We start from the raw sequence: 25,393 nt of genomic DNA on the forward strand, positions 1-25,393 counted from the left end.
CCGTAAACAGGGGAGGAAAGATAAATTGGAGGGTGTGTTTTACTCCCGCCAATAGTCAGCTCGATTTTCACCGTCATGCCGCCCGCTCCGCAGGCAGCATTTTCTAAAACCGATGTCCAGAGCCGCAGAGGCAGAGATCTTTTCGGCCTAGTTTCTCAGTGAGTTCAACTTTGCCGCCTTTAATAAAGCGGCGTCCGCGCCGGGGTTGTAATTAACAAAAAAGCCCGACCAATTGGCCGGGCTTTCTTATTCGTCAAAGATTAATCCGAAGGATTAATCTTCCTTTTTCTTCCGGGGACGGCGGGAGCGTTTTGGTTTGTCTTCCTTGCCGCCTTTGTCGTCGTCGGAATTGTCGTTTTCATCGCGCGCGATTTCCTCGCCGGAGTCCTGATCGACATATTTCATGGACAGACGCACTTTACCGCGGTCATCAAAGCCCATGAGTTTGACATAGACTTCCTGGCCTTCTTTCAGGAAATCGGACGGGTGGTTCACGCGCTCAGGTTTGATCTGGGAGACGTGGACGAGGCCGTCTTTGGGGCCGAAGAAGTTTACGAAGGCGCCGAAATCGACGACTTTCACGACTTTACCTTTGTAGATCTTGCCGGCTTCCGGTTCTGCGGTCAGGCCTGTGATCCACTCTTTGGCGGCGTCGATAGACTTCTGATCGTTGGAGGCGATTTTGATTGTCCCGTCATCTTCAACAGAGACGCGAGCGCCTGTTGTGTCAACGATTTCGCGGATGACTTTACCGCCGGAGCCGATAACGTCGCGGATTTTATCAACCGGGATTTTCATCGTTTCGATACGCGGCGCAAACTCACCGACATCTTCGCGGGATTCTGTCAGAGCTTTGTTCATTTCGCCCAGAATATGGAGACGGCCCGCATGAGCCTGTTCCAGAGCTGTCGTCATGATCTCTTCTGAAATGCCCGCAATTTTGATATCCATCTGAAGCGAAGTGATACCTTCGGAGGTTCCGGCCACTTTAAAGTCCATATCGCCGAGGTGATCTTCGTCGCCGAGGATATCGGAAAGAACGGCAATGCCGGCGTCATCTTTGATGAGGCCCATAGCAATCCCGGAAACAGGGCGCTTGATCGGCACACCTGCATCCATCAGCGCCAGAGAGCAACCACAAACCGTCGCCATAGAGGATGAGCCATTGGATTCCATGATCTCTGAAACTAGACGCATGGTGTAAGGGAAGTCTTCAGGTGTTGGCAGAACGGCCTGAAGCGCGCGCCAGGCGAGCTTACCATGACCGTGTTCACGGCGGGAGGTGCCGCCCATACGTCCGGCTTCACCGACAGAATAAGGCGGGAAGTTATAGTGAAGCAGGAATTTGTTTTTGATCGTACCTGTAAGCTGATCGACAAATTGCTCATCATCTGACGTGCCGAGTGTGGCCACGCAAAGCGCTTGTGTCTCGCCGCGTGTAAACAGGGCAGAGCCGTGTGTCCGGGGCAGAGGTCCGGCTTCGGCAACAATCGGGCGAACTTCGTCAAGTTTACGGCCATCAATACGCTTTTTGGTTTTGATAACGGTGCCGCGGACTGTGGCGGATTCAATGGATTTAAACGCATCAGAGAACACGTTTTGAGCCATGCCGTCTGGATTTTCGTCCGACTGCCCCAGCTCGGCCCAAGCGGCTTCGCGCGCATCGCGCAACGCGTCCTGACGCTCCATTTTATCTGTTAATTTGTAAGCAGCCTTAATGCCTTTTTCGGCAACCTTTTTGACAGCGGCTTTCTCGGAAGAGATATCCGCCGGGACGTAATCCCAAGCCGGCTTAGCAGCTTTGTTGGCAAGGTCTTCGATGGCGTTGATCACGTCTTCGCAAGATTCGTGCGCGAACATAACGGCACCGAGCATTTGCTCCTCGGTCAGTTCCTTCGCTTCGGATTCAACCATCATGACAGCGTCTTTTGTGCCGGCCACAACAAGGTCGAGCTCTGACTCGGTCATTTCGTCGAGGGTTGGGTTGAGGACATAGTCGCCGTCAATGAGGCCGACGCGGGAAGCGGCGATCGGGCCTTGGAACGGGATGCCTGAGATAGACAAAGCCGCAGAGGCGGCGATCATGCCGATGATGTCCGGCTCGTTTTCCAGATCATGTTGCAGAACCGTGATGACGACCTGAACTTCGTTTTTAAACCCTTTAGGGAAAAGAGGACGGATCGGACGGTCTGTCAGACGCGCAATCAGTGTTTCGCGTTCAGTCGGGCGACCTTCGCGTTTGAAATATCCGCCCGGCACTTTACCAGCGGCATAGAATTTTTCCATATAGTTGACGGTCAGCGGGAAAAAGCTTTGACCGGGCTTTTCGGATTTCGCGGCACAAACTGTCGCAAGGACAACCGTTTCTCCGTAAGTGGCGAGGACCGCGCCATCGGCTTGGCGGGCCATGCCGCCGGTTTCAAGTTTGAGTGAGCGTCCGGCCCAATCAAATTCTACAGTGTGTTTATCAAACATATCGTATCGTTTCTTTCTTCTACGTACATATCAGGGCCGTCTTTGACCCTGTTTTACAGCGCCTTATTGCGCTTTCGGATTGACGCCTTTTGCGTCGGTTTTTGCATCACCATGATGCGGAAAAGGCTGCCGTGGGGCAGCCTTTAAAGTCTTAGAGGGGCGGGCCTAGCGGCGCAGACCCAGTTTTTCGATGAGCGTCTTATAACGCGCTGCATCTTTTTTCTCGAGATAAGACAAAAGACGACGACGCAATGCCACCATAGCCAAAAGGCCGCGACGGGAGTGGTTGTCTTTTTTATTTGTCTTGAAATGCTCTGTGAGGTTCATAATGCGTTCTGTAAGGATCGCGACTTGAACTTCGGGGGAGCCTGTATCGCCGGGTTTGACGGCGTATTCAGAAATAAGCGCGGCTTTGCGCTCTGGGGTAATCGACATCGTGTTCTCCGTTTTAATTTACAATTTTCCGGACCCAAAGGCGCCGGGATTATAAGTTGAAGACTCGTTTCGGGTGTAATTTCCCGTCGCGCGTCTCGCATAGAGCCACTTCGCGCCCCGCTTCCATAACCAAAACCCAATCGGATGACGGGGAAATGTCAGAAGAAGAGTAGTCGATGGCTCGACCGTGACGTAAATCGGTTGCGTCCTTTTCCTCAACGGCCAGCCCCGGGATGTCGTCCAGAGCGGTCGAGAGGGGACGTAACGCCTCACTCACGGCGCCCCTATCGCAGGTTTGCTCCAATTCGGCAAGCGTTATTGACTGTTGGAGGTCAAACGGGCCGACGCGGGTGCGGCGCAGGACGGTGACATGTCCGCAGGTTTCCAGTGCCGCGGCGAGGTCGCGCGCGAGGGAGCGAATATAAGTGCCTTTTCCGCAATCAACGGCAAAGCTCGCCTTGTCCTCTGTCGCGCTTAGCAGCCGGAAATCCTCCACGCGCACGGGTCGGGATTTAATTTCGACCTCCTCGCCTGCCCGCGCCAGATCATAGGCGCGCTTGCCGTCAATTTTGATCGCAGAAAATTTCGGCGGGATTTGTTCGATATTGCCAATAAAGTCGGGGAGCGCCGCCAATATTTCAGGCTCCGTAGGGCGCTTTTCGGAGGTTTGCGTCACCTCACCTTCGGCGTCTTGTGTGGTGGTATTGGCCCCCCAAGTGAGCTCAAATTCATAAGATTTGGCCGCGTCCATCATAAAGGGCACGGTCTTGGTCGCTTCGCCCAAAGCGATCGGAAGAATTCCCGAGGCTAGCGGATCAAGTGTTCCGGCATGACCCGCCTTTTGCGCCTGAAACAACCAGCGCACTTTCCCAACAGCGGAGGTGCTACCCAGGCCATAAGGCTTGTCGAGCACCACCCACCCATGAACAGGATTACCTTTGCGTTTTCGGGCCATGACGAACGATCAGTCTAAATCCTGCTTTACTTTAGGCTGATCGAGCAGTTTTTGAATTTCTTCGGCGTTGTCAAAGCTCTCATCCGGGACGAATTTGAGGCGCGGGGTGGATTTCATTTCCATCTCGTGCCCCAATCGTCCGCGTAGGAATGATCCCGCGCGGGTCAGGGCTTCAGCCGTTTTCTCCGCGTCTCCACCGCCGAGGGGCGCGCAAAAAACGAGCGCGTGTTTCAGGTCAGGCGAGGCCCGCACTTCTGAAATCGTCACGCTGACGCCTTTCAGGTCGGGGTCGCGCATCGTTTCCTTATTCAGGATATCCGCGAGCGCGCGGCGAATTAATTCTCCGGCTTTAAGCTGACGTTGGGAGGGGGCTTTATTTTTGCTCATATCTATTCATGTAGTCAGTTTTGTGGGTTTTACTAGTCTTGATGGTGTTCTCTCGCCGTCGTCCCCAGTCGTGAAATAAGGGGTGAGGCTGGAAAACACAAAAAAGCCCTCCACACGGGAGGGCTTTCGAATTTAAAATCTTGAAACGACTATTCCAGCTCGCGTTCGATCATTTCGACGGTGAAACACTCGATCTGGTCGCCTTTGCGAAGGTCGTGATAGCCTTCAAAGCCCATACCGCATTCCATACCGGCTTGAACTTTCGGAACTTCGTCCTTGAAACGTTTCAAGGTGGAGAGCTCGCCTTCATGGATAACAACGTCATCGCGAAGGAGGCGCACACCAGAGCCGCGTTCGACACGACCTTCTGTGACTTTACACCCGGCGACCTTGCCAAGCTTGGAGATATTGAAGACCTCGAGGATTTCGGCGTAACCGATAAAGGTTTCACGGCGTTCCGCTTTCAACATGCCGGAAAGCGCGCCTTTGATCTCTTCGAGAAGGTCGTAAATAATAGAATAATAACGAATTTCCACGCCTTCACGCTCCGCCAAATCTTTGGCCTGGCGATTGGCCCGGACATTAAAGGCAATAATCGGCGCCCCTGATGTCATGGCCAACTGAACGTCGGATTCTGAGATGCCGCCGGCTGAGGCATAAACAACCCGCGCCGTGACTTCATCATTTCCCATCTGTTCGAGTGAGGTCTTAATCGCTTCGGCAGACCCTTGAACGTCGGCTTTAACGAGTAACGGCATTTCGGAAACTTCATTGTTATTCAGTTTCGCCATCATTTGTTCCATGGAGGCCATGGCAGATGGACCGGCGGCAGATTTATCTTTAGCCAGCTGTTTCCGGTAATTTGTCAGCTCCCGGGCACGAGGCTCGGATTCAACGACCGCAAAAGGTTCACCCGGCTGCGGCGCGCCGTCCAGACCCATAACTTCGACAGGTGTCGAAGGTCCGGCCTGTTTCAGCTTTTTATTCCGCTCATCGGTGAGGGCTTTGACTTTACCCCAATATTCCCCGGCCACGACGATCTGGCCGCGTTTCAGCGTGCCACGTTTGACGAGGAAGGTGGAGACAGGGCCTCGGCCTTTTTCGATTTTGGATTCGATGACCAAACCGTCGGCATTGCGCTTCGGGTTGGCTTTCAATTCCATCAATTCAGCCTGAATAGTGATCGCCTCGGCCAGGTCATCTAAACCGGTTTTCTTCAGGGCAGAGACCTGAACCGCTTGCGTTTCGCCTGACATGCTTTCGGTGATCACATTATGCTGCAACAGATCTGTCTCAACCTTTTGCGGATTGGCCTCATAGGCGTCCATTTTGTTGATCGCGACAATAATCGGTGTTTCAGCGGCTTGAGCGTATTTAATAGACTCGATTGTCTGAGGCATGATGCCATCATCGGCCGCCACAACCAGCACAACAATATCCACGGCTTCCGCGCCGCGAGTCCGCATTTCAGAGAAGGCCGCATGACCGGGTGTATCCAGAACAGTGATGGTTTCACCGGATTTCAGCTTCAATTGATAGGCACCAATATGCTGGGTAATCCCGCCTGCTTCGCCTGCGGCGACATCGGTGGCGCGCAAAGCGTCGAGCAGAGATGTTTTGCCATGGTCAACGTGACCCATAACGGCAATCACCGGAGCGCGTGGCTTGCGGTCTTTTTCATCCGAAGGTGTGTCATCAATGATAAAGTTTTCTTCGACATCGGAATCGGCCACCCGTTTCACAGTATGACCGAAATCCTCAACGATGAGCTGCGCTGTGTCCGCATCGACCATATCGTTGATTTTCATCATCTGACCTTCTTGCATCAGATATTTTACAACATCGGCGCCGCGTTCGGCCATACGGTTGGCGAGGTCGGCAATCGAAATAACTTCGGGAATAGTCACTTCACGTTGGACTTTTTCGCGTTGTCCACCTCCGCCTTTCTGGCGTTGCTTTTCGCGCTCACGTGCCCGCTTCATAGAGGCGAGAGAGCGCTGACGTTCATCATCACCGGAAAGAGCAGAAACGATTGTCAATTTACCGCGGCGGCGCTTTTGCTCACCTTTTGAACGGGTTGGTGGCGGGGCATTGCCGCGCTTCTTCTTCACACGACCACCGGCTTTTTCGAGCTCGGTCATGTTTTCTTCGTTCTTTTCGCGATTTAGAGGAGACCCGACAGGCTTACGGGCATTACGTGCCTCCGCCTCTTTTTTCCGGCGCTCTTCCTCTTCTTCTTCCATACGGCGAAGTTCGGCTTGCTCAGCCTCTTGCTTCTTGCGTTCGAGCGCGTCTTGTTCCTCGCGCATACGTTTTTGCCGCTCTTCTTCTTCAGCCTTACGGCGTGCCTGGCGTTCGGCTTGTTCGGCTTGCGCTTTTTGCAGAGCGGCCTGACGGCGCTTATATTCGGCAACGGAAACGCCCATGGCGCGTGCGGCTGCGTTCACATCTACGGGTTTAGGCGGAGGCGGAGCAATGGCAGGCTTAAGCTTTGGCGCCGGTTTTTTCGTTTCCGACGCAGGAGCCTCAGAAGCTTTCGGCTTTTCTGATTTCTTTGCAATCGGCGTCTCGTCCCGCTCGACTTTATTCGATTTCGGGCGCGGAATCGGCTTGGGCCGCTCAATATTTGGAACAGCTGGTTTTGCTTCTGCCGATTTTTTCGGAGCGCTAGTCTCTGTTTCTTTATTCACAGATGGGGCCGGGGGCTTAATTTTCGGCCCGGCATTGGACGCACCCGGTTTTTTTGCGCCGGGTTTAACCAAAATCTTTTTCTTCTTCTCGACCACAACAGCAGAGGTCCGTCCACGAGTCGGACCGCGTCCGCCTTTATTTAGCGTCAAAGGACGCCTTGCGGGCTTTTTGTCTGCCGGTTTATTATCAGAGGTATCGTTCATCAGTATCTTTCTGTTGAAGGGGACGGTCATAACTCCGCTGCCTTCGGATGGGTCCGGTTTTATCCGGCCTTTTTTAGAGCGCGTAACCTAACGCCCGCACTCACAAATTCAACACTCAAAAGCGGCTTTCAGGCCCCTTTATTCTTCTTTTGGCTTCACTTCATGGGCATAGTCATCCCAATCGGTAGGCACCAAGGCGACGAAGCCCGAAAGCCTGTGCGCTTCTTCTCTTAGGCGGCGGCTCAATTTGCCTCGCCCTATCCCTGCATGAACCAGTTTGTCCCGGCCCATTATATCGCCCAGCTCTAGGGCTGTAAAACAGCCTATGACCGGCGGGTCATTCAGTTCCATTTCGCGGGCGACTGCGCGCGAAAGCGTGCGGATTTTTCCGCGGCCGTCCGACGCGCCGTCAAGCGCTTCAACCCTAAACCCCAAAGCTCCATCCCGGGCCTGGGCAATCACTTGATCAAACCCCAGAGCTATCCGGCCTGATTTTTTGGCCATGGACAGCAATCCGAGAACGGACCGCTTTAAACCATCTTTGACGAGCCCAACCAGATTGTCCGGCACGGTGACTTTGGATTTAAAGCCGCGAGGGAATGCCCCTGACTTAATCGCCTTTTCGAGATTTTCAAGATCAGCACTGACCCAAACCCCTCTTCCGGGCAATTTTCCGGTGATATCCGGCACCACATTATTTTCCGGATCACGTACAAAGCGGATCATATCCGCCGGGTCGCGCACCAGATTTTGCGCAATACATTTTCGCTCACGCGATTTGTGACCCCGGCGATCGGGGCCAAATTCTTCTATTTCTTCTTCGGGCGTCATCAATCTGGCCCTCAGCTTAGCGCGTTACGCGCTCTCGAAAAGGTTTTCGGCGGTAATCACCGGATTGCCTTCTTCGTCCAGCTCGACGTCTTCCTCTTCCTCCAGAGCAGAGGCTTCGATCCAGCCAGCCTGAACACGGGCTTGCATGATGAGGTTTGTCGCCTCTTCATTCGTCAGACCCATATGCTCAATCATGCCGTCTTCATGAATGCGCTCACCGTCCTTATATTCGGTGTAACCATTCAGATCGTCCGGCACGAGGCCTGCCACGTCTTCGACCGTCTTGATGTCGTTCTGGCCAAAGATAACCGCCATAGGTAGAGTAACGCCCTCGATTTCGAGAACTTCGTCTTCAACGCCGGCCTCAACACGGGCGGCGTCTTGCTCGGCGGCAATCTTGTCGAGATATTCGCGGGCGCGCGTCTGTAGCTCTTCAGCCGTTTCTTCATCGAACCCGTCGATAGAGGTCAGATCGTCAAGTGCGACATAGCCGACCTCTTCCATCGTCTCGAAGCCTTCGGAAACGAGAAGCTGCGCAACCATTTCATCAACATCCAGACCTGTGATGAACAGCTCTGAACGCTCTTGGAATTCTTTCTGGCGACGCTCGGATTCTTGCGCTTCGGTCAGGATATCCAAAGCCCAGCCTGAAAGCTGAGAGGCAAGGCGGACATTCTGGCCGCGGCGGCCAATGGCCAAGGAAAGCTGCTCTTCGGGCACAACAACTTCGATACGGCCGTCGGCTTCGTCGATGACCACTTTCGTGACTTCGGCGGGCTGCAGAGCGTTGACGATGAATGTCCCCATATCTTCTGTGTAAGGAATGATGTCGATACGTTCGCCTTGCAGTTCGTTGACAACCGCCTGAACGCGGGAGCCGCGCATACCGACGCAGGCCCCGACGGGATCAATGGAACTGTCAGAGGAGTAAACAGCGATTTTTGCGCGGGAGCCGGGATCGCGGGCGACAGAAACGATTTGGATAACGCCTTCGTAAACTTCGGGAACTTCCTGGGCAAAGAGTTGCGCCATGAATTGCGGGTGAGCGCGGGACAGGAAGATTTGTGATCCGCGAGGCTCTTCGCGTACGTCCATGATATAGGCGCGGATGCGGTCGCCGCCTTTGACGTTTTCACGCGGCAGGGTCTGATCGCGGCGGATAACGCCTTCGGCTCGGCCAAGGTCAACAATGATGTGGCCATATTCGACGCGTTTGACGATACCGTTGATGATTTCGCCGACGCGGTCTTTGAATTCTGTGTATTGACGGGCGCGTTCGGCGTCGCGGATTTTACCCATGATGATCTGCTTGGACATTTGCGCCTGAACCCGGCCAAACTCCAGCGGCGGCAATTCTGTTGTAATCAGGTCGCCGACTTGCGCGTCTGGGTTATCGAGATGCGCCGTGGAAAGCGGCGTCTGCACGCTCTCATTTTCGATTTCGGCGTCATCTTCGACAATCGTAATGACGCGGCGAAGCGTTTGCTCACCTGTATTGGGGTCCAGCTTGGCGCGGATATCCAGCTCTGCGCCGTAACGCAGGCGCGCAGCCTTTTGGATCGCTTCTTCAATGGCTTCCAGGACGATGGATTGATCAATGGATTTCTCGTCTGCGACCGCTTTGGCGATCTGCAAGAGTTCGAGTTTATTAGCGGCAATTCCGTTCGTGGACATTACGCGTCTCCGTCTGAAGGGTTGGTATTGTTTTTTTCAGCGGCCGCTTTGGCGGCTTCTTGGGTTTTTTCTTTGGCTTTTTGACCGGCTTCAATAAGCTCGTCGGTAATCATCAGCTTGGCTTCGGCAATCCACTCAAAAGGCAGGGAGGCCGTGAAGTCTTCTTCGCCGTCCAGATTGATATCGACATGGCCGTCTTCGACGCCCGCCAATATGCCGCGAAACCGTTTGCGGCCTTCGACGAGGCGGTCAAGCTCCAGCTTGGCTTTATAGCCTTCATAGGTGGTGAAATCTTCGAGGTTCGTCAAAGGTCGGTCCAGCCCGGGAGAGCTGACTTCGAGCACATAGGCATCAGAAATCGGGTCTTCGACTTCCATAATGGCCGATAGCTCGCGCGACAGGGCTTCGCAGTTTTCAACCGCCATTTGGCCATCAGAAATCCGTTCGGCCATAATTTGAACCGTCTTGCGTTTGCCCGCCATCACGCGGATGCGTACAATGCGAAGGCCAAGCTCTTCGGCAATCGGTTCGGCCAGAGCGAGAACGCGTTCGTCAGTATTTGTCTTTGTTTTCATAGACTTTGGGTCTTCATACCATCTCATATAGGGCCAAAGCGTCAGGATGTGAGCCGTTTCAAGGCATAAAAAAAACGGCCCCTTGGGGGCCGCCTGTTCCGCATCCTGTGCGGTTGGCGTCTTTTTGTTGATCGATATGTAGGCGAGTTACGCGCGTTTGGCAAGAGGGGATGTGTACCATATCAAGAAGGGGGGTTATATCTGTTTGGTCTTTCAATTATCCGTCCTGATTCGAGAGTTATTGTTGCCGGAAGGAGGAATCTTTCATGATGCTTTCTTTGAATTTTATGCTTTCCATCACAGATATTAAGCATTTCTGTACTGTGACCAGCGGCATATGGCGCAACAACTTTGAGCTCTTTATCTGGATAGAGCTCTTTGAAGACTTTGGCCGCTGGCACAAGATCTGAGTCTCGTGACACTATCAAGGCTCTGTCAAATTTGTTTAGAGCGGCGTCTTTAAGAAGATGAACGGCCAATTTAACGTCGGTCTCTTTTTCTTCATGTGAAGTCCATGATGATCCACAAGTGCGACAACTACGAGTTTTTTCCGAAAATCTAGCTAAGTGTGTTTGTACGCCTGTGCTTTCAAGCGCTGCTATATAGAGACGATGCCTAGCCATCTGTACTGGCTTCCAGTGAGCTAAAGCACTAAAATAATGAGTTTCAACTAATGTTTCCCGGCCTGGCAATAAAAAATTCTGTAACAAGCCTTTTAAGTCACACCATTTATGATGGTTTTGGCGTGTGTTTTTGATAGCATGATAAACATTATATCCATCAACATAGGCGGCTACACGCATAGTAAAATTCCAAAAAAAAACCCCACAAGCCAGAAAACTGTCTCATGGGGGCCTCACGGTAAACCGTAAGGGATCGTGAGAAGCATATGAGTCATAAACTCTTAATAGTCAACTAACGGCATTCAGATTTAATGTAAATGTAACAATTAGTGATTGCTCCTAGTTTACAGAAACTGTTCGTTTATTAGAGACATTTGGTGAGAATAGCGACCTATTGATTATAAATTTGTATCCTAAAACCCATAACTCAACGCGATCACGCCGCGTGTGTCTTTGGTGTTGATATAATTCACTCCGTCGATTGAGATTTGCCGATCCTGATAATCCAGCGCCGCTGTGGCGGCTAACCCTCTGGCGATGTCGTAGCGCACGCCGATGAGTGCGGATTTTTCTTCTTTGCCGTCTATTTCGCCGTAATGGCCTTCGGCGGAGAAGCTCCAGACGCCTTTTTTGGTGTTTATTCCGGCGGAGGTGAACCAGCGGTCGGCTTGATCGCCGTTGTTTTCCAGTTCCTCATAACCCGCGCCGATATCGTATCGCGTGCTGCCATAGACATATTCACCGACGGCGCTGACTGCGCGGGTGTCGATTTCGGTCAACCCGTCTGCCGCTGTAAACTGCCCCGTATTGTGACGGGCGGAGAGGCGGTAGTCTTTATTGCCCATAGGCCGCTGAACGCTGACGCCAATATCGTAGTTGTCGTCTTCATCGTATAACCCGCTCACCACCATGGGGCCGTAACGGCCTTGATAGCCTCCGCTCCAATTGGCGAGCGTGCCAAGTGTATTGCTGCCTTCAAGTTCGAGCGTTGAAGCGCCGCGCCGGCGCCGCGTGTTCTCAAAAACGAGGTTAGAGACATTACCGCCAAAGACGGTGCCCCAGCTCCCGCCCGCAAAGACAGCGACCTGGTCGTCATAATCGACGCCGTTATTTTCAATGCCGCTCCCGGCGTAAAGCGCGCCCAAAGTGAGGCGGTTAGGCAGCTGCGTCTCGGCGCTGATTTGGAAATTGCCTTCGACCGAGGCGTCGAGATCATTGTCATTTTTAAAGCTATAGCTCAGCGGGGTATCGACCCGGCCGCGCAGCAGGAATGTGGTGTCGCCGATTTCCTTGGCCAGCGGCGCCTCGAAGAAGTTGAGCGTTTCATAATTCAAATTAATTAACGAGCGGCGAGGAGCGCCGGCGCGGGCCTGATAAGCTCTATTATACCCATACCCTCTATTTGCGTAATTCCTCGGCGCATATTCTTGTTGCGGCCCGCCCCTAAGCCCTAATTGAGCGGCGGTCTGAGGGTTTGCATATTGAGGCGCATTTCCGTTTTGAACGGGATAATATCCAGGCTGATGAGGGGGCTGATAGCCGTAAGCGCCATAGCCTTGGGGCGCGGCGTAAGGCTGATTGTGCGCCTGCATTTTTTGCGTCGCGAAATCATAAGGGTTAGAACAACCCGTTGCGACGAAGGCGGCGAGAGCAGGAAAAATCAGTTTGAATACCGTTTTCATCTCTCTATCCGATCCTCGGAAACATTGTGGTAAACGCATGGCGGGCCAAATCTCCGCCGGAGCGCATCCCGTTTTTATGGTCCAGCTCCCAATGCACGCCGCCATATAAACGGCTGATGCCGTTTTCTTCTGCCGCGTGACGAATGTTTCTCCAATGACGGACGACGCCTTTTAATTGAGGCCAAATAACTTCGTCGGGAACTTTACCGGACAAAGCCACATCTTCTCGGCCCAAAATCAATGTCAGCATTTCTGCGGCCGCGGCGCCGAAGGTCGAATGACCCGACGTGTAGGCGGGAAAATTTGGCGTGGGGATATAACTTTGCCAATTCGGCGTAACTCGCACGTCCGGATCCGGATTTTGGAATTGCGGCGCACGCACGCGAATGGAACTTTCCGGGCGGATAATATCGTGGGCGTATTTATTATCCCACGCACAAATCGATGCGTCGCATTGGGTCATACCTAACAGGGCAAAGGCTTTGGCCAGCTCGATGAAAGACATCGGTTTATGCTGTAGCGCCTGCGCCGCAAGATAGAGGAAGTGACCGGGCGGCGTAATCCCCCAGGGGCCGTCCTCCCAGAACATGGCGATTTCAGACTGTTCCGGCGTACGGATTCGGCTCTGACTTCCACCTATATCGCGGATATATTTAAATTCAGCCGCAAATTCAGGGCTGGCGGGATGGTAAAAATTCGAGACGCGGAATTGCGAACCACTACGCATTGTCCACGGGGTAATGGCGCCGTGCCCGGGGAAAGCCGCGCGTGCGAAACTGTCAAATGCCGGGCCGGGCGTGGCCGAATAAAAAGGTCCGGTGGGCTTCCAAGCCAGCGCGTCATTGCGTTGTTTGTATCTATTCAAATAGTAATTAACTTCGCTCGGCTCTGACCCGTCATTCGTCCGCATTCTGACAACTTTCAAGCCGACTTTACGCCCCCACTCCATGCCGTTTGATTTTGCCTGACTGCCCGGAATGGAATTGAAATATTGTGCGCGCTCGACGACAAATGGCTGTTGAAACACTTCAGAGGCCGCTGTCGTAAACGCGGCCACATAAGCCACTTGCGGATCGGCGTCATAAGGCCCCCAACCGATATTATAGGGCTCGCCGTAAGTGCGGGTAATGGAGTTCGCCGCCAGAAAACCAGCGGCGAGAGGCATGCCGAAATTGTAGGCGGCGCGAGGCGGCGCGATACGCTGATCGCGCACTTGCTGCATGATGACGTCGAGCCAATGGAAAATGACGTTGTAATTTCTCGGCGCGAGAACTTGCGTCAGATAGGATTGGCGCGTGCCGAGCGGCGCGGTGCACCCGCTGGACAGGCCCGCCACTGGCGCGGCGGCCAGACAGGCTGCGCTCTTTAATAGATGTCGTCGCGTTACCGCCATGCAAATCAGTCCCCGTAGAATCAAGGCGATTTATGGCTAACAAAGTCTAAAGAGGGGTTAATGCAAATTAAAAATGCAAGCGCGGTAGCGGGCCTACCTATTCTTTGGGTTTGTTTTCGTCGAGCAAATCATCATCGCCTGTCTGTTGGCGTTCCTCTGCAACCTTTTCCTCTAAATGCGTATCTTTGGACACATCCACAAGTGAAGCCTCAGTGTTAATCGACGGGGCTTTTGGCGCTTTCTCAGAGAGGGAGGCTGTTTTAGAGCCGTCTTTGTTCGGAGAAGACAATAATTTATCCCCGGCGGCTTTCAGATCCCCGTCAAAGCGTAATCTATAGATAGGCTCGGGCATGGTAAAGCCTGCCTCGTCGAGGACATTTATCACGGATCGGATAGCGTAACTTCGCGCTTTACCAAAATCCGTAGCGGTTTGATCTATCCAGCCGAAGAAGAAGATAACAATATTAGAGTCGCCCACGGTTTTGATTACCGCTCCCGGTTGAGGGTCGCTCAAAACAAAGACATGGGTCTTCATCGCCTTCAACCCTGTTTGCATGGCGGCTACTGGATCGTCTGCGCCGTCTACACCGATTTCAAAATCAAACCGCCGTTCTGGATTAGTTGTGTAATTCAGGATTGTGCCTTTGAAGACGGTGGAGTTTGGAATGCGAAGGTGATTGCCTTCTAAGGTCATCAGGATTGTCGCGCGTGACGTAAGGCGCACAACAATACCTTCAAGGTCGTTAATAACGACATGGTCTTGGGCGCGAAAAGGTTGCCTCAAGCTGAGCATAATAGAGGAGATGTAATTTTCCAGACTGTCGCGTACGGCAAAACCAATCGCAATGCCGACGACGCCCGCGCCGCCGAGAATGGTCGCAATAAGGCTGGACGCCCCGATCAGATTGAGCGCGATAATTGCGCCGACGGCCCAAAAAGCAAGGCGGACAATCTGCGCCACGATTTCTGCCAGAAAGGGATTGGGGGAGACGCGTTGCCAAAGTGGCTTCCTCCGCGCCAGCCATCCGCCGAACAAGCCAAAGGCAATAAAGACAACTAAAGACAGAACTATAAGCGGCAAAGCGCGGTAGATATTACGTAAATCATCCTGAAACCCTTGCAGGACCGGGGCAACATTTCCGCGAACGTCAAGTGTCCGGTTTATATCGTCTTCAACCGTAACGACTCCGTCGGTTCGTGTGGCAATATCCATCGCGTCGCGCGCCGCCGTTTCATTCGCAACGTCGCCGGAGAGGGTAACCACGCCCGCGCTAACATCAACTTGCACGTCTTCCGTGCCGGTGACTTTTTCAAAAATTGAGGAGAGACGCTGTTCTATCTTTTGATCTGACTGTGTTGTGTCTTCCGCGTCAATCGTGGCCTGAGGCTCTGCGGCATCCTGAGCGTAAACGGGAATTTGAGCCGTAAAAAATAAAATGAGGGCGAAAATAAAAGCGCGCATGGGCATCCGTGAACTAATTGTAGAAACGAATACAATGTCTGAACCGCGAAACGGTTTCAGGCAAGACGGATTTTGTTAATTTATCCGCGCTTGACGAACCGGAAATAATGACATTCGCGGCCTTCGCGCTTTGCCTTGGCTTCATATCGCGTGTTGCACCAGTCATGCGGGGGGACGCGCCAGTCATCAATTGATTTCGCGGGCCAGTCAAAGCCGCCCATTTTGTAGACCCGTGTCAGAGTCCAGTCCACATAATGAATAATGTCGCTGGCAAACCGAAACTCGGCGCCCGGTTTTAAGACGCGGTGGATTTCCGCCAGAAACTCTTCATTTATCAATCGGCGTTTGTGGTGGCGGGTCTTGGTCCACGGGTCGGGAAATAAGACAAAGGCGCGGTCGAGGGAATTATCTTTTAAACCCTTCAAAACTGTGCGGACATCTCCTTGATAGAGACGAATATTCGACAAGTTATTTTTATCTATATGGTAGACGGCTTTGGCCACGCCGTTGAGAAAGGGCTCCGCCCCTAGAATATCAACATCCGGATTTAGGCCGCCCTGATGGGCGAGATGTTCGCCTGCGCCGAAGCCGACTTCAAGCCAAAGAGGGCGCTCTCTTTTCATCTGCCCATCTTTTTCGCTGTCCCATCGGACTTTCGGATAGATCCGCTCCATCACCTCTTGTTGGGTGCGTGTCAGCGCCCGGCCTTTGGTTCGCCCAAAGGTTCGGAACTGTTCGGTTTCGCGGTTATAAGTCATGGGCGCGCCCATAGCGAAACCCCTGCAGGAAAACCAGAGGGTTGTTCAGACAAGGGAGAAGAGACGGCTTTGGCTATTATTCTTCTTCGTCGCCTTCGCTGGCCTTGGCCATGGCGCGGGCTAGCTCCAAGAGCTGACGGCGAACGGCTTTTGATCTAATCTGACTGACCGCTTTGGCCAGAGAGACACCATCCGTGCTGTTGATGAAATCATAGACGATTGGCATTTGATCATCTTCGGCAAATTGTCCGGCTTTGTAGCTGTCAGATAATCCGTCAAAAAAGAAATTAATCGGCACATCCAGTACCTGTGAAATTTTCCAGAGACGGCTGGCCCCCACCCGATTTGATCCGCGTTCATATTTCTGAACTTGTTGAAACGTGACACCTAATTTGTCGCCCAGTTTTTCCTGGCTCATTTTCAGAATTTGGCGGCGCAAACGCAGGCGCGTGCCAACATGCACATCCACCGGATTGGCGGCGCGCGGCGCGTGTTTCGGATCTTTCACAATAAATGCTTCCCTTAAATGTTCGGTGCCTGTGGTGCCCCCACCGGATTTGGGTCGAACGTTAAACTATGGCGAGCCTGCTCCTAGATCGCCCGAATAGGAAACATAATAGCGATATTGACAAAATTATCAAGAAAATGGCAAAAACTGCCACCCTCGAACTTAGTTGAAACTTCAATGGTTTAGGGAGGGGGCTGTCAATGTGCGAAGAAAAACTTTTTTCGGTTTGGGCAATAATTCGTCCATATGGGTCAATGACCCCTGTGACTCCATTTGAGGCGGCGCGGACCAAAGGCAGGCCTTCTTCGATAGCGCGGTAGCGCGCAATATTGGCATGTTGCTCCGGTCCCCAACTCTGCCCAAACCACGCATCATTCGATTGATTGAGGATAAATTCAGGTTTTGGCTGGCCGTTTGGATGCGGCGTCAGGCCTGGAAAAATGATTTCATAGCAAATTTGCGGGCTGCCCCAGGGGAGGCCCGGATATTGCGTCAGTGTCTTCTTTTTGGCCGAGGAGATAGACAGAAGCGAGGTTGAAATAACCGGTACATTCATGCTCTCCATCCATTTCCCAAAGGGAATAAACTCGCCAAATGGGACAAGACGTTTCTTGTCATTAAAATTAGCGATTGTTGGAACGCCTTGAGAATTAAATGTCATGGCGACCGAACTATTATAATAATCATCTACCTTGCTTTTGGTTCTTGGATTCCAACGCTGCTCCAGTCGCAAGGAATTAAAAATCCAGACGGGGAGATCGCCGTCAAGCCGCGCTGCGAGATTCTCGCCCGCATAATTCAGAAAAGCTTGGTTCTCCATCGCCAGTCCGTTAATCGCGCCTTCGGGCCAAATGATGTGGGTGACATCTTGAAGGCGGGCGGTATCGGGCCCCGTTTTTTCCTGAACTAAGCTTTCCGCGATGAACGCTTCCACGATTTGATTGCTCTTTTGACCCTCAAACTTGTCGGCTTGGTTAAACGGGACCGAAACAAGCCGGAGGGTTACATCATCTTGCATCGTTATGGCCGCATTGGACAATCTGAGAGAGCCAAAGCCGTAAAGCCCGGCGAGAACAAGGGCGAAGGCAAAAGCGGGTACAAACTTTTTTGACGAGAAAACCGCGCTGGCCAAAGCGGCGCTCAGACCAAAAACCAAAACGGTCTGACCATATATAGTCCAGAGGGCCGCGCCTTGTGAGAACGCTCCGCCCGCCGGGAAAATATAACCAGGCATATTCCAGGGGAAGCCGCCAAATAAATGGCCGCGCACATATTCGGCGAGGGCGAAAAAACTAATGAAAGCAAGATGCGCCCATCCGGGCGTGAACCGACCTTTGGCAACAGCCCATCCGGCAACTCCCCAAAGGAGCGATAAAAGCGCCGCAAGTCCCAAAACCATTGGAACCATAAGCGGAATAAAGGCCGCGCCGCGCGCGATAAACGCTTCACCGATCCAAAAAACGCCTAGACCGAAATACCCCAGCCCAAACCAAAAGGCCGTTCCGAAGCCGGCTCGTCCAGGCTTATCTGCCGTGGACGCCCATTGAAGGCGCACAAATAACAGAGCAAAGCCCATCAGGGCGAGCGGCCAAAATTGCAATGGGGCCTGCCCCAGAACGCAAAGTCCCCCAAGGGCAAAACTGGCAAATCGACCTGACCATCCGGAGGTTCTCAGAAGAGAGGGCGGGTTCGGATGGGGGGCGGCTTTGTCACTCATTTAGGAATCGCTTTAAGAAAATTAAATCAAGTCACAGGCAGAATAGGCGCGTCCGAATCCTCGAATGAATCCGACTCGTCGTCGCGAGTGTCGGTAATGCGAAGGCTTTTAACCCGGCGCGGATCGGCGTCTGTAATTTCAAACTCCAAACCATCGGCATGTTTGATAATTTCGCCGCGTTCCGGCACGCGCCCGGCCATGGTGAATACAAGTCCGCCTAATGTGTCGACATCTTCTTCTTCGTCCGGGGTGGCAAATTCCCGGCCTAATGTTTCTTCGAAGCTATCAATAGAAATGCGGGCGTCGGCTTCCCAGACAATTTGTCCGTTCTGTCCGGCAACCCGCTGAACCTTAGGCTCCAGCTCGTCATGCTCATCGTCAATATCGCCGACAATCGGTTCAATAAGATCCTCAATCGTCACCAGACCATCTGTGCCGCCATATTCATCGACAACAATCGCCATGTGGGACCGGCGCGCCTGCATCCGCCGTAAAAGATCCTGAGCGAGCATAGAGGGCGGCACAAATAAAACCGGACGGCGGATATATTGGATAACCTTTTTATTCGGGTAGGTTTTGCCCGAGCGCCCTTTGGCGTTGAGCATTAAATAGGGCAGCACGTCTTTGATGTGAACCATGCCGACAGGATCATCGAGCGTTTCTTTGTAAACCGGAAGTCGGGAATGGCCTGCGTCTTTCAGGGCTTGAGATAATTCAGTGAGGGTTGCGCCGTTTTCCACGGCCACAATATTGGCGCGGGGCACCATAACATCGTCCACTCGGAGCAGGTGAAACCGCTCCGCCGCACTCATCATCAATTCCTGGTGTTGGGCTGATCGTCCCGAGGGACTGTCTCCGTCTTCGGATTCCGGCGTATCCTCGGGGGCTGACCGACTAAAAAGGCGGGTCAAAAGTCCGGGTTCAGAGGGTGCGTCACTCATAATTGTCTAAAATTCGTCAGTTTCATAAGGATTGTCAATCGCCAATGCGCTCAAAGCGCGGATTTCAAAGGCTTCCATGATTTTGGCGTCGTCGTCTTTTTCGTGGTCATAGCCTTGAAGATGTAAAAAACCGTGAATGACCAAATGCGTTAAATGATCCTCAAAGGAAATCGATTTTTCTTTCGCCTCTCTTTGCACGGTTTCAAGGGCCAAAACAATATCGCCAAGCAGTGGGGTTGGTTCCGCGACTGGGAAGGAGAGCACGTTGGTGGGTTTGTCTTTATTCCGATAATCCCGGTTTAAGGCCTGCACCTGCTCATTATTGGACAGAGCCACAGACAATTCGCCTGCGCGCGGCACAGTCAGAACGTTCCAAACCGACGTGATCGCCTTTTGCACCAATAGGTCGCAGTCCGGCCAATCTTGTGTTTGATGAGAAATGTCAATTTCGAAGGGTAGAGGCGTCATGAGCTTGATAATTTCGGACTAAGCCGACGGGGTTTCTAATCCTTGCGCTTAGTCTCGGCGGGCTTGGCGTCTTTTTCATAAGCATTGACGATTTTACCCACTAGAGGATGGCGCACCACATCGCTGGCCAGAAATTCAATCTGACTGATACCTTTGATGTCACCCAGAATGGTCAATGCATGAGCCAGACCGGAGGTTTGATTATAGGGCAAGTCAGACTGGCTTGGGTCGCCGGTGACCGCATATTTCGCCCGTTCGCCCAATCGCGTCAGCACCATTTTCATTTGCGGGATAGTGGCGTTTTGGGCTTCGTCAATTACAACAAAGGCATCAGCGAGGGTCCGCCCGCGCATAAAAGCGAGCGGCGCGACTTCTATATCTCCGGCGGCTTTGCGGCGATCAACTTCGTCTCGGCCCAACACCATGTGAAGCGCGTCCCAAATAGGCTGCATGTAAGGATCAACTTTTTCGTTCAGATCGCCCGGGAGGAAGCCGAGGCGTTCGCCTGCCTCGACAGCGGGACGGCAGGCAATAAATCGGGCCACTTCGCCGCGCGCGAGCAATGACGCCCCATAAGCGGTGGCAAGAAAGGTTTTCCCGGTCCCGGCCGGGCCGACGCCAAAGATAATCGTGTCATCACGCATGGCGTTGATAAATTTTTCCTGACGCGGCGTTTTCGGCACAATCGGCGAGCGGCGCGGAAACGGGATAATGGCTTCAACGCTGGCGGCTTTGACCTTGCCCTTGCCCATAGCGCGGATAAGCGCGCGAATGTCGGATGGTCCGCATGGCCAGCCACGCTCCAGACGCTGATAGATTTCCTTGATAAGCTCTCCGGCCCGCGCCCGGCTCGGCGCGTCGCCATTGATATGGACGTCCGTGCCCGGAGCCTCGAGATAGACGCCAAAGGCTTCCTCAATCAGCGCCAGATTGGCGTGGTTCGGGCCGCAAAGCCGGCGTACAAGGTCAGCATCGCTAAATTCAAGGATTTCTGTTTGTTTCGACATAACCCCTAGATAGGGGGGATGACCGCAAAAGGCGAGAGCGATTCTGTATTCGTTTTATGAATCAGCCAGTGCGAGTCCAATCACACGAAAGCTCTAGTCTTTCGGCTTCTTCTCGACTTTTTTCTTCTCGTCCTTGTTCGGGCCGTCCGCCATACGCACGGTGAGTTCAGCAGGTTGGCGGATATTGATATCGCGCTGCGGGAACGGAATTTCGAGATCGTATTTCGCCAGAGCCGTATGAAGCTCCCAATTGTAGTCGGCTTCGACGCGTGACGGGCGTTTTACAGCACTGTCTTTCAGCCAGACAACCAGAGCGAAATTCAGACTGGAATCGCCAAATTCGGTGAGCCAGACCTGAGGTTTGTGCTCCTCCCGGTCAAGGTCGGTCCACTCGACAGCTTCGGCGGCTTCCAGAGCGGCCTTTTTGACCACGTCTTTATCGATGCCATAGGCAACGCCAAACGGAATGCGAAGGCGCCGACGCGGATCGCGAAGTGTCCAGTTGATAACCTGGGCTTTGATAAATTCTTCGTTCGGGACGAGAATATCGACATTGTCATTTGTGGTGACGAGGGAGGACCGGATATTTATTTCCCGTACTTGCCCGCGCACGCCGGATTGAAGCTCCACAAAATCGCCGACTTTAATCGTTTTCTCGAACAGGATAATAATGCCCGAAATAAAGTTCGCGAAAATCGATTGAAGACCCAGACCGATACCAACACCCACGGCAGAGGCAATCACGGCAAAGGCGGTCAGTGGTATGCCAACAGAGCCGAGAGCCAGTATGACAGCCAATATCATTAGGCTGATCTTGGCCACCTGACCGAGAAGGCCGGACATGGAGGGGTTCAGCCTTTCAGAAGAACGCAGCTGGCTTTGCGCTGCGTCGCCCGCAATCCGGCCCACCCAAAGCGCGCCGATCGCCAGAATGGCGCTGGTGATGACTTGTAAGATTGAAATTCGCGTACCCCCGACGGAGAGGGCCGCGCTATCCAGAGCGTTTGTGACGGGATCCAGAAGTTTCAGGATATAGAGCGCGGCAAGCCCCCAAGCCGTCAGAGCAATCAGGGTACGAAGTGGCCCCTCCGCCATATTCTTTGTCAAAAGGCGCACAATTATCGCCGCATTGGTCAGGCTGGCGACGATGCGCAGAATATCATCCGGCAAACCGGCGGCGCCGAAAATTAGAACGGCGACCCACAGGAAAACAACAATGCAAACCGGCCACATCACGCCGGCCAGAGCATTATAGATGCGGTAGAGAATATCAGTGCTGTCGCGTTTGTCCCGGCGGGCTTCTAGACTCTTTTGTGGTTTGCGCGAGGCGACCCAGCCAAGACCGATCGCGGCAATTACCGCGAGAATCTGCCAAATCGTCGACAGAGATAAAAGTTGATCCCAAGTGTCCATCGCCCAATCCCGCATATCGGCAAAGATTTCCTGCGGAGTTTGATTGGCCAGTTCCTCGCCGTTTTCGTCTGCGACTTGCGGCGGAGGGGGCGCGTCCTGCGTCTCGGTTTGCGGAGTGTCTTGGAATGTATCTTGCATGGAATTAGTTTTAAGGAACTAATTCCGGCGTGCAAGCGGCATTTACTCAAGCTTTTGTTATCATGCCAGTTCTCCAACAAGGGAGTTCCGTCCCGCATCCGTAATTTTTACATTTACAATTTGACCGACCAGATCTTTGGGTCCGTCAAAATGCGTGCCTTGCAAATACGGACTGCGGCCAAAGAGTTGATCATCCTTCCGGCCGACGCCCTCAACCAGAACAGACAAGGTCTGTCCTATAAGGGATTTATTGAAATCCTGCTGCTGTTGATAAAGCAGCGCTTGCAAGCGGACGAGACGGTCCTGTTTCTCGTCTTCGGGAACCTGACGCGGCAGACCGGCGCCCGGCGTGCCGGGGCGAACGGAATATTTAAATGAAAACGAACTGCCATAGCCGATTTCTTCAACGCATTTCATTGTTTGCTGAAAATCGGTCTCGGTCTCGCCGGGGAAGCCGACAATAAAATCACCGGACAATGCAATGTCAGGACGGGCCGCGCGGATTTTCGCAATTAATTCTTTATACTCGGCATAGGTATGGCCGCGATTCATGGCGTGGAGAACCTTGTTCGACCCCGCCTGAATTGGCAGATGCAGATAAGGCATTAATTTTGGTTCATTGCCCAAAGTCTCAATCAGATCATCATCCATGTCGCGCGGATGAGACGTGGTGAAACGAATACGGTCAATTCCGCCTATCAAAGCGACATGACGAATTAATTGGCCCAGCGTCCATTCCTTGCCGTCTTCGCCTAGGCCGTTATAGGCATTCACATTTTGTCCGATGAGGGTGATTTCGCGAACGCCATGGGCGGCGAGCTGCCTCGCTTCGGCCACGACATGGGCGACAGACCGGCTGACTTCGGCGCCTCGCGTATAGGGCACCACGCAGAAGGTGCAAAATTTATCGCAGCCTTCCTGAATGGTCAGAAAGCTGGAGAAGCCTTTGGGCTGGCGCAGCTCGGGCAATTCGTCGAATTTTTCCAGCGTATCAAACTCGGTTTCCAGAAGCTGACCTGTGCCGCGATGCACCTTGGCAATCATTTCCGGGAGCTTGTGATAAGTTTGCGGGCCGAGCACCATATCGACCACGGGGGCGCGGGACATAATTTCTGCGCCTTCGGCCTGGGCGACGCAGCCCGCCACGGCAACCTTCATATCGGGTTTGTTGGTTTCTTTATATTTCCGGATGCGGCCAAGCTCGGAATAGACTTTCTCGGCGGCCTTTTCGCGAATGTGGCATGTGTTGAGAATGACAAGGTCGGCGTGATCCGGCGCGTCGGTTGGGGCGTAACCAATCGGCGACAGCACATCGGCCATGCGCTCGCTGTCATAAACATTCATCTGACAGCCATAGGTCTTGATGAATACTTTTTTGGAATTTTTGCCGGATGCGATGTCAGACTTGGCCGCGATGATGGCGGCTTCGTTAACATCACGGGGCGCGTTTTTTTCACGGGGTGACGTCGTCATGATTGTTCTCACTGATGTTTGTGGGCGGCCTATAGGGCGAGACACGCTCCGAAGCAATAATTGCTTTGCAGTTCTGGAGGGTTGTAGTAATATGTATACATGAGCACACAATCGACTACAGTTTCCGTCCGTCTTCCTAAAACAGTCGAGGACGACCTCATAAAACTAGCGGGTCATACGCAGCGGTCCAAATCCTTCCTGGCAGGCAAAGCAATCTCTGCTTATGTTGCGAGTGAGCTGGAAATAATTGAAGGTCTTGAGCGCGCCGAAGCAGATATTCAAGCAGGCCGAGTCGTGTCCCATGAGGAGGCTATGAAAAGGTTATATAAAACGGCGCGCGGCGGATGAGGCAAGTAATCTGGGCTGAAACAGCCCTAAACGACATTGACCGAAATCTTTCATTTATTTCAGCAGAAAGTAAAAGTGCAGCAATTCTGGTTGCCGAGAGAATTGATGAAACGGTTCGAATGCTTGCAAAGCGCCCAATCGGGCGTCCGGGACGAATGGAGGGGTTGTATGAAAAATCAGTTTCAAAAACATCTTTCATTATTGCGTATAAATTGTCTGAAACAGATATCACCATTCGACGGATAATCCATTCTGCCCAGAATTGGACAGAGGAAGAATGGCCCTAATTTTAATGTGACAATCAACGTTAATTTATCGTCACACTTACGTCACAGACTCCCCTTAGGGCGCGGAGTATGGGGACGCCTCGCAAAGCTTCGAAAAAGACTTTTCCGAAACCGGATTATCGGGCGATGTTTATTTCCGATGTCCATCTCGGCTCCAAGGGCTGTCAGGCCGACGCGCTCTGTGATTTTCTCAAACATCATAATGCCGAGACGCTCTATCTGGTCGGGGATATTATCGATGGCTGGCGGCTCAAGAAGAAATGGTTCTGGCCGCAGGCGCACACCAATGTCATCCGCCGCATTCTGACGGCGAGCAAGCGCGGGAGCGATGTCCGGTATATCGCCGGAAACCATGACGAATTTCTGCGCGGCTTTCTGAAATTCAAAGTCAATTTCGGTGAGGTCAAGATTTCCAATCGCGAAGTCCATATCGGCGAGGACGGCAAACGATATCTGGTTGTTCACGGCGATATGTTTGACGGGCTGATGCGCGCCGACCGCAAATGGATCATGCATCTGGGCGATAACGCCTATAACCTTTTGCTCTGGGTGAACACGAAGCTGAACTTCATCCGGCGCAAGCTCGGCCTACCTTACTGGTCATTGTCCAAAAGTCTGAAAAAGCGAACCAAACGGGCGATGAACTTTATTCACAGCTTCGAAGAACAGGTCGCCGATTACTGTCAGCGTAAAGGCTTTGACGGCGCGATTTGCGGCCATATCCATGTCGCGGAAATGCGCGAGATTGACGGCATTACCTATATGAATGACGGCGACTGGGTCGAAAGCTGCACTGCGCTGGTCGAGCATCATGACGGGCGCTGGGAAATCCTGCACACACAGCCTCACGGCCAGCGGGAATTGGATGAGGCTTATTTCGAGAAGGAATTAAGGGACGCTGAGGCGCTCTTGGCGGCGGAGTGAAGTCAGGACGTCTCTATCCGGCCCC

Annotated in this window: 23 protein-coding genes; 3 read left to right on the forward strand and 20 right to left on the reverse strand. The window is 52.9% G+C overall.

What is annotated here, in order from left to right:
• Positions 1 to 273: 273 nt before the first annotated feature.
• From pnp to miaB, 20 genes are all read right to left on the reverse strand, one after another.
• Complete coding sequence (pnp, locus tag ACNA05_RS11665) at positions 274 to 2,475, reverse strand: polyribonucleotide nucleotidyltransferase (RefSeq protein ID WP_415811672.1); 2,202 nt, start codon at positions 2,473 to 2,475, stop codon at positions 274 to 276.
• A 165-nt stretch (positions 2,476 to 2,640) separates the two neighbouring features.
• Positions 2,641 to 2,910 (reverse strand): 30S ribosomal protein S15, encoded by a 270-nt coding sequence (gene rpsO, locus ACNA05_RS11670; RefSeq protein ID WP_415811673.1) that lies wholly within the window; start codon positions 2,908 to 2,910, stop codon positions 2,641 to 2,643.
• A 49-nt stretch (positions 2,911 to 2,959) separates the two neighbouring features.
• Positions 2,960 to 3,865, reverse strand: coding sequence for a tRNA pseudouridine(55) synthase TruB (gene truB, locus ACNA05_RS11675; protein WP_415811674.1), 906 nt, complete (start codon positions 3,863 to 3,865; stop codon positions 2,960 to 2,962).
• Between the two features lie 9 nt (positions 3,866 to 3,874).
• A complete protein-coding gene (gene rbfA, locus ACNA05_RS11680; protein ID WP_415811675.1) occupies positions 3,875 to 4,252 on the reverse strand; it encodes a 30S ribosome-binding factor RbfA in 378 nt (125 codons plus the stop codon).
• 149 nt (positions 4,253 to 4,401) lie between these two features.
• Complete coding sequence (gene infB / locus ACNA05_RS11685) at positions 4,402 to 7,146, reverse strand: translation initiation factor IF-2 (protein ID WP_415811676.1); 2,745 nt, start codon at positions 7,144 to 7,146, stop codon at positions 4,402 to 4,404.
• A gap of 138 nt (positions 7,147 to 7,284) precedes the next feature.
• Positions 7,285 to 7,977, reverse strand: a complete 693-nt coding sequence (locus tag ACNA05_RS11690) for an RNA-binding protein (protein ID WP_415811677.1) — start codon at positions 7,975 to 7,977, stop codon at positions 7,285 to 7,287.
• A 24-nt stretch (positions 7,978 to 8,001) separates the two neighbouring features.
• Entirely contained in the window at positions 8,002 to 9,651 is a 1,650-nt protein-coding gene (gene nusA, locus ACNA05_RS11695; protein ID WP_415811678.1) for a transcription termination factor NusA, read from the reverse strand.
• Entirely contained in the window at positions 9,651 to 10,226 is a 576-nt protein-coding gene (rimP, locus tag ACNA05_RS11700) for a ribosome maturation factor RimP (protein ID WP_415811679.1), read from the reverse strand. Before rimP ends, nusA begins: the two co-directional genes overlap by 1 nt.
• A 182-nt stretch (positions 10,227 to 10,408) precedes the next feature.
• The gene (locus tag ACNA05_RS11705; RefSeq protein ID WP_415811680.1) at positions 10,409 to 11,029 is read right to left on the reverse strand and encodes an NYN domain-containing protein; all 621 of its coding nucleotides are present in this window, start codon (positions 11,027 to 11,029) and stop codon (positions 10,409 to 10,411) included.
• 233 nt (positions 11,030 to 11,262) lie between these two features.
• Positions 11,263 to 12,531, reverse strand: coding sequence for a hypothetical protein (locus ACNA05_RS11710; protein WP_415811681.1), 1,269 nt, complete (start codon positions 12,529 to 12,531; stop codon positions 11,263 to 11,265).
• Positions 12,532 to 12,535: 4 nt separating this feature from the next.
• A complete protein-coding gene (locus ACNA05_RS11715; protein WP_415811682.1) occupies positions 12,536 to 13,924 on the reverse strand; it encodes a vanadium-dependent haloperoxidase in 1,389 nt (462 codons plus the stop codon).
• 97 nt (positions 13,925 to 14,021) lie between these two features.
• Complete coding sequence (locus tag ACNA05_RS11720; RefSeq protein WP_415811683.1) at positions 14,022 to 15,386, reverse strand: mechanosensitive ion channel domain-containing protein; 1,365 nt, start codon at positions 15,384 to 15,386, stop codon at positions 14,022 to 14,024.
• Between the two features lie 80 nt (positions 15,387 to 15,466).
• Positions 15,467 to 16,144: a tRNA (guanosine(46)-N7)-methyltransferase TrmB gene (gene trmB / locus ACNA05_RS11725; protein WP_415811684.1), complete on the reverse strand. Its 678-nt coding sequence runs from the start codon at positions 16,142 to 16,144 to the stop codon at positions 15,467 to 15,469.
• A gap of 76 nt (positions 16,145 to 16,220) precedes the next feature.
• Entirely contained in the window at positions 16,221 to 16,652 is a 432-nt protein-coding gene (locus ACNA05_RS11730; protein WP_415811685.1) for a helix-turn-helix domain-containing protein, read from the reverse strand.
• Positions 16,653 to 16,713: 61 nt separating this feature from the next.
• Positions 16,714 to 18,369, reverse strand: a complete 1,656-nt coding sequence (gene lnt, locus ACNA05_RS11735; RefSeq protein ID WP_415811686.1) for an apolipoprotein N-acyltransferase — start codon at positions 18,367 to 18,369, stop codon at positions 16,714 to 16,716.
• A 26-nt stretch (positions 18,370 to 18,395) separates the two neighbouring features.
• Positions 18,396 to 19,310, reverse strand: coding sequence for a hemolysin family protein (locus tag ACNA05_RS11740; RefSeq protein ID WP_415811687.1), 915 nt, complete (start codon positions 19,308 to 19,310; stop codon positions 18,396 to 18,398).
• Positions 19,311 to 19,316: 6 nt separating this feature from the next.
• A complete protein-coding gene (gene ybeY / locus ACNA05_RS11745; RefSeq protein WP_415811688.1) occupies positions 19,317 to 19,778 on the reverse strand; it encodes an rRNA maturation RNase YbeY in 462 nt (153 codons plus the stop codon).
• A 35-nt stretch (positions 19,779 to 19,813) separates the two neighbouring features.
• The gene (locus ACNA05_RS11750; RefSeq protein ID WP_415811689.1) at positions 19,814 to 20,785 is read right to left on the reverse strand and encodes a PhoH family protein; all 972 of its coding nucleotides are present in this window, start codon (positions 20,783 to 20,785) and stop codon (positions 19,814 to 19,816) included.
• 93 nt (positions 20,786 to 20,878) lie between these two features.
• Positions 20,879 to 22,336 carry a mechanosensitive ion channel family protein gene (locus ACNA05_RS11755; RefSeq protein ID WP_415811690.1) on the reverse strand — a complete coding sequence of 486 codons (1,458 nt, stop codon included), beginning with the start codon at positions 22,334 to 22,336 and terminating at the stop codon, positions 20,879 to 20,881.
• 60 nt (positions 22,337 to 22,396) lie between these two features.
• A complete protein-coding gene (gene miaB, locus ACNA05_RS11760) occupies positions 22,397 to 23,809 on the reverse strand; it encodes a tRNA (N6-isopentenyl adenosine(37)-C2)-methylthiotransferase MiaB (RefSeq protein WP_415811691.1) in 1,413 nt (470 codons plus the stop codon).
• Between the two features lie 99 nt (positions 23,810 to 23,908).
• On the opposite strand from miaB, the gene ACNA05_RS11765 reads away from it, so the two are divergent.
• The 3 genes from ACNA05_RS11765 (at position 23,909) to ACNA05_RS11775 (ending at position 25,368) form a co-directional block, all read left to right on the forward strand.
• Positions 23,909 to 24,157, forward strand: coding sequence for a CopG family ribbon-helix-helix protein (locus tag ACNA05_RS11765; RefSeq protein WP_415811692.1), 249 nt, complete (start codon positions 23,909 to 23,911; stop codon positions 24,155 to 24,157).
• The gene (locus ACNA05_RS11770) at positions 24,154 to 24,444 is read left to right on the forward strand and encodes a type II toxin-antitoxin system RelE/ParE family toxin (RefSeq protein WP_415811693.1); all 291 of its coding nucleotides are present in this window, start codon (positions 24,154 to 24,156) and stop codon (positions 24,442 to 24,444) included. The genes ACNA05_RS11765 and ACNA05_RS11770 overlap by 4 nt, the downstream gene beginning before the upstream one ends.
• Positions 24,445 to 24,513: 69 nt before the next feature.
• Positions 24,514 to 25,368 carry a UDP-2,3-diacylglucosamine diphosphatase gene (locus ACNA05_RS11775; RefSeq protein WP_415811694.1) on the forward strand — a complete coding sequence of 285 codons (855 nt, stop codon included), beginning with the start codon at positions 24,514 to 24,516 and terminating at the stop codon, positions 25,366 to 25,368.
• Positions 25,369 to 25,393: the final 25 nt, after the last annotated feature.

It is taken from the genome of Litorimonas haliclonae (assembly GCF_965138505.1).
Classification (GTDB): domain Bacteria; phylum Pseudomonadota; class Alphaproteobacteria; order Caulobacterales; family Maricaulaceae; genus Litorimonas; species Litorimonas haliclonae.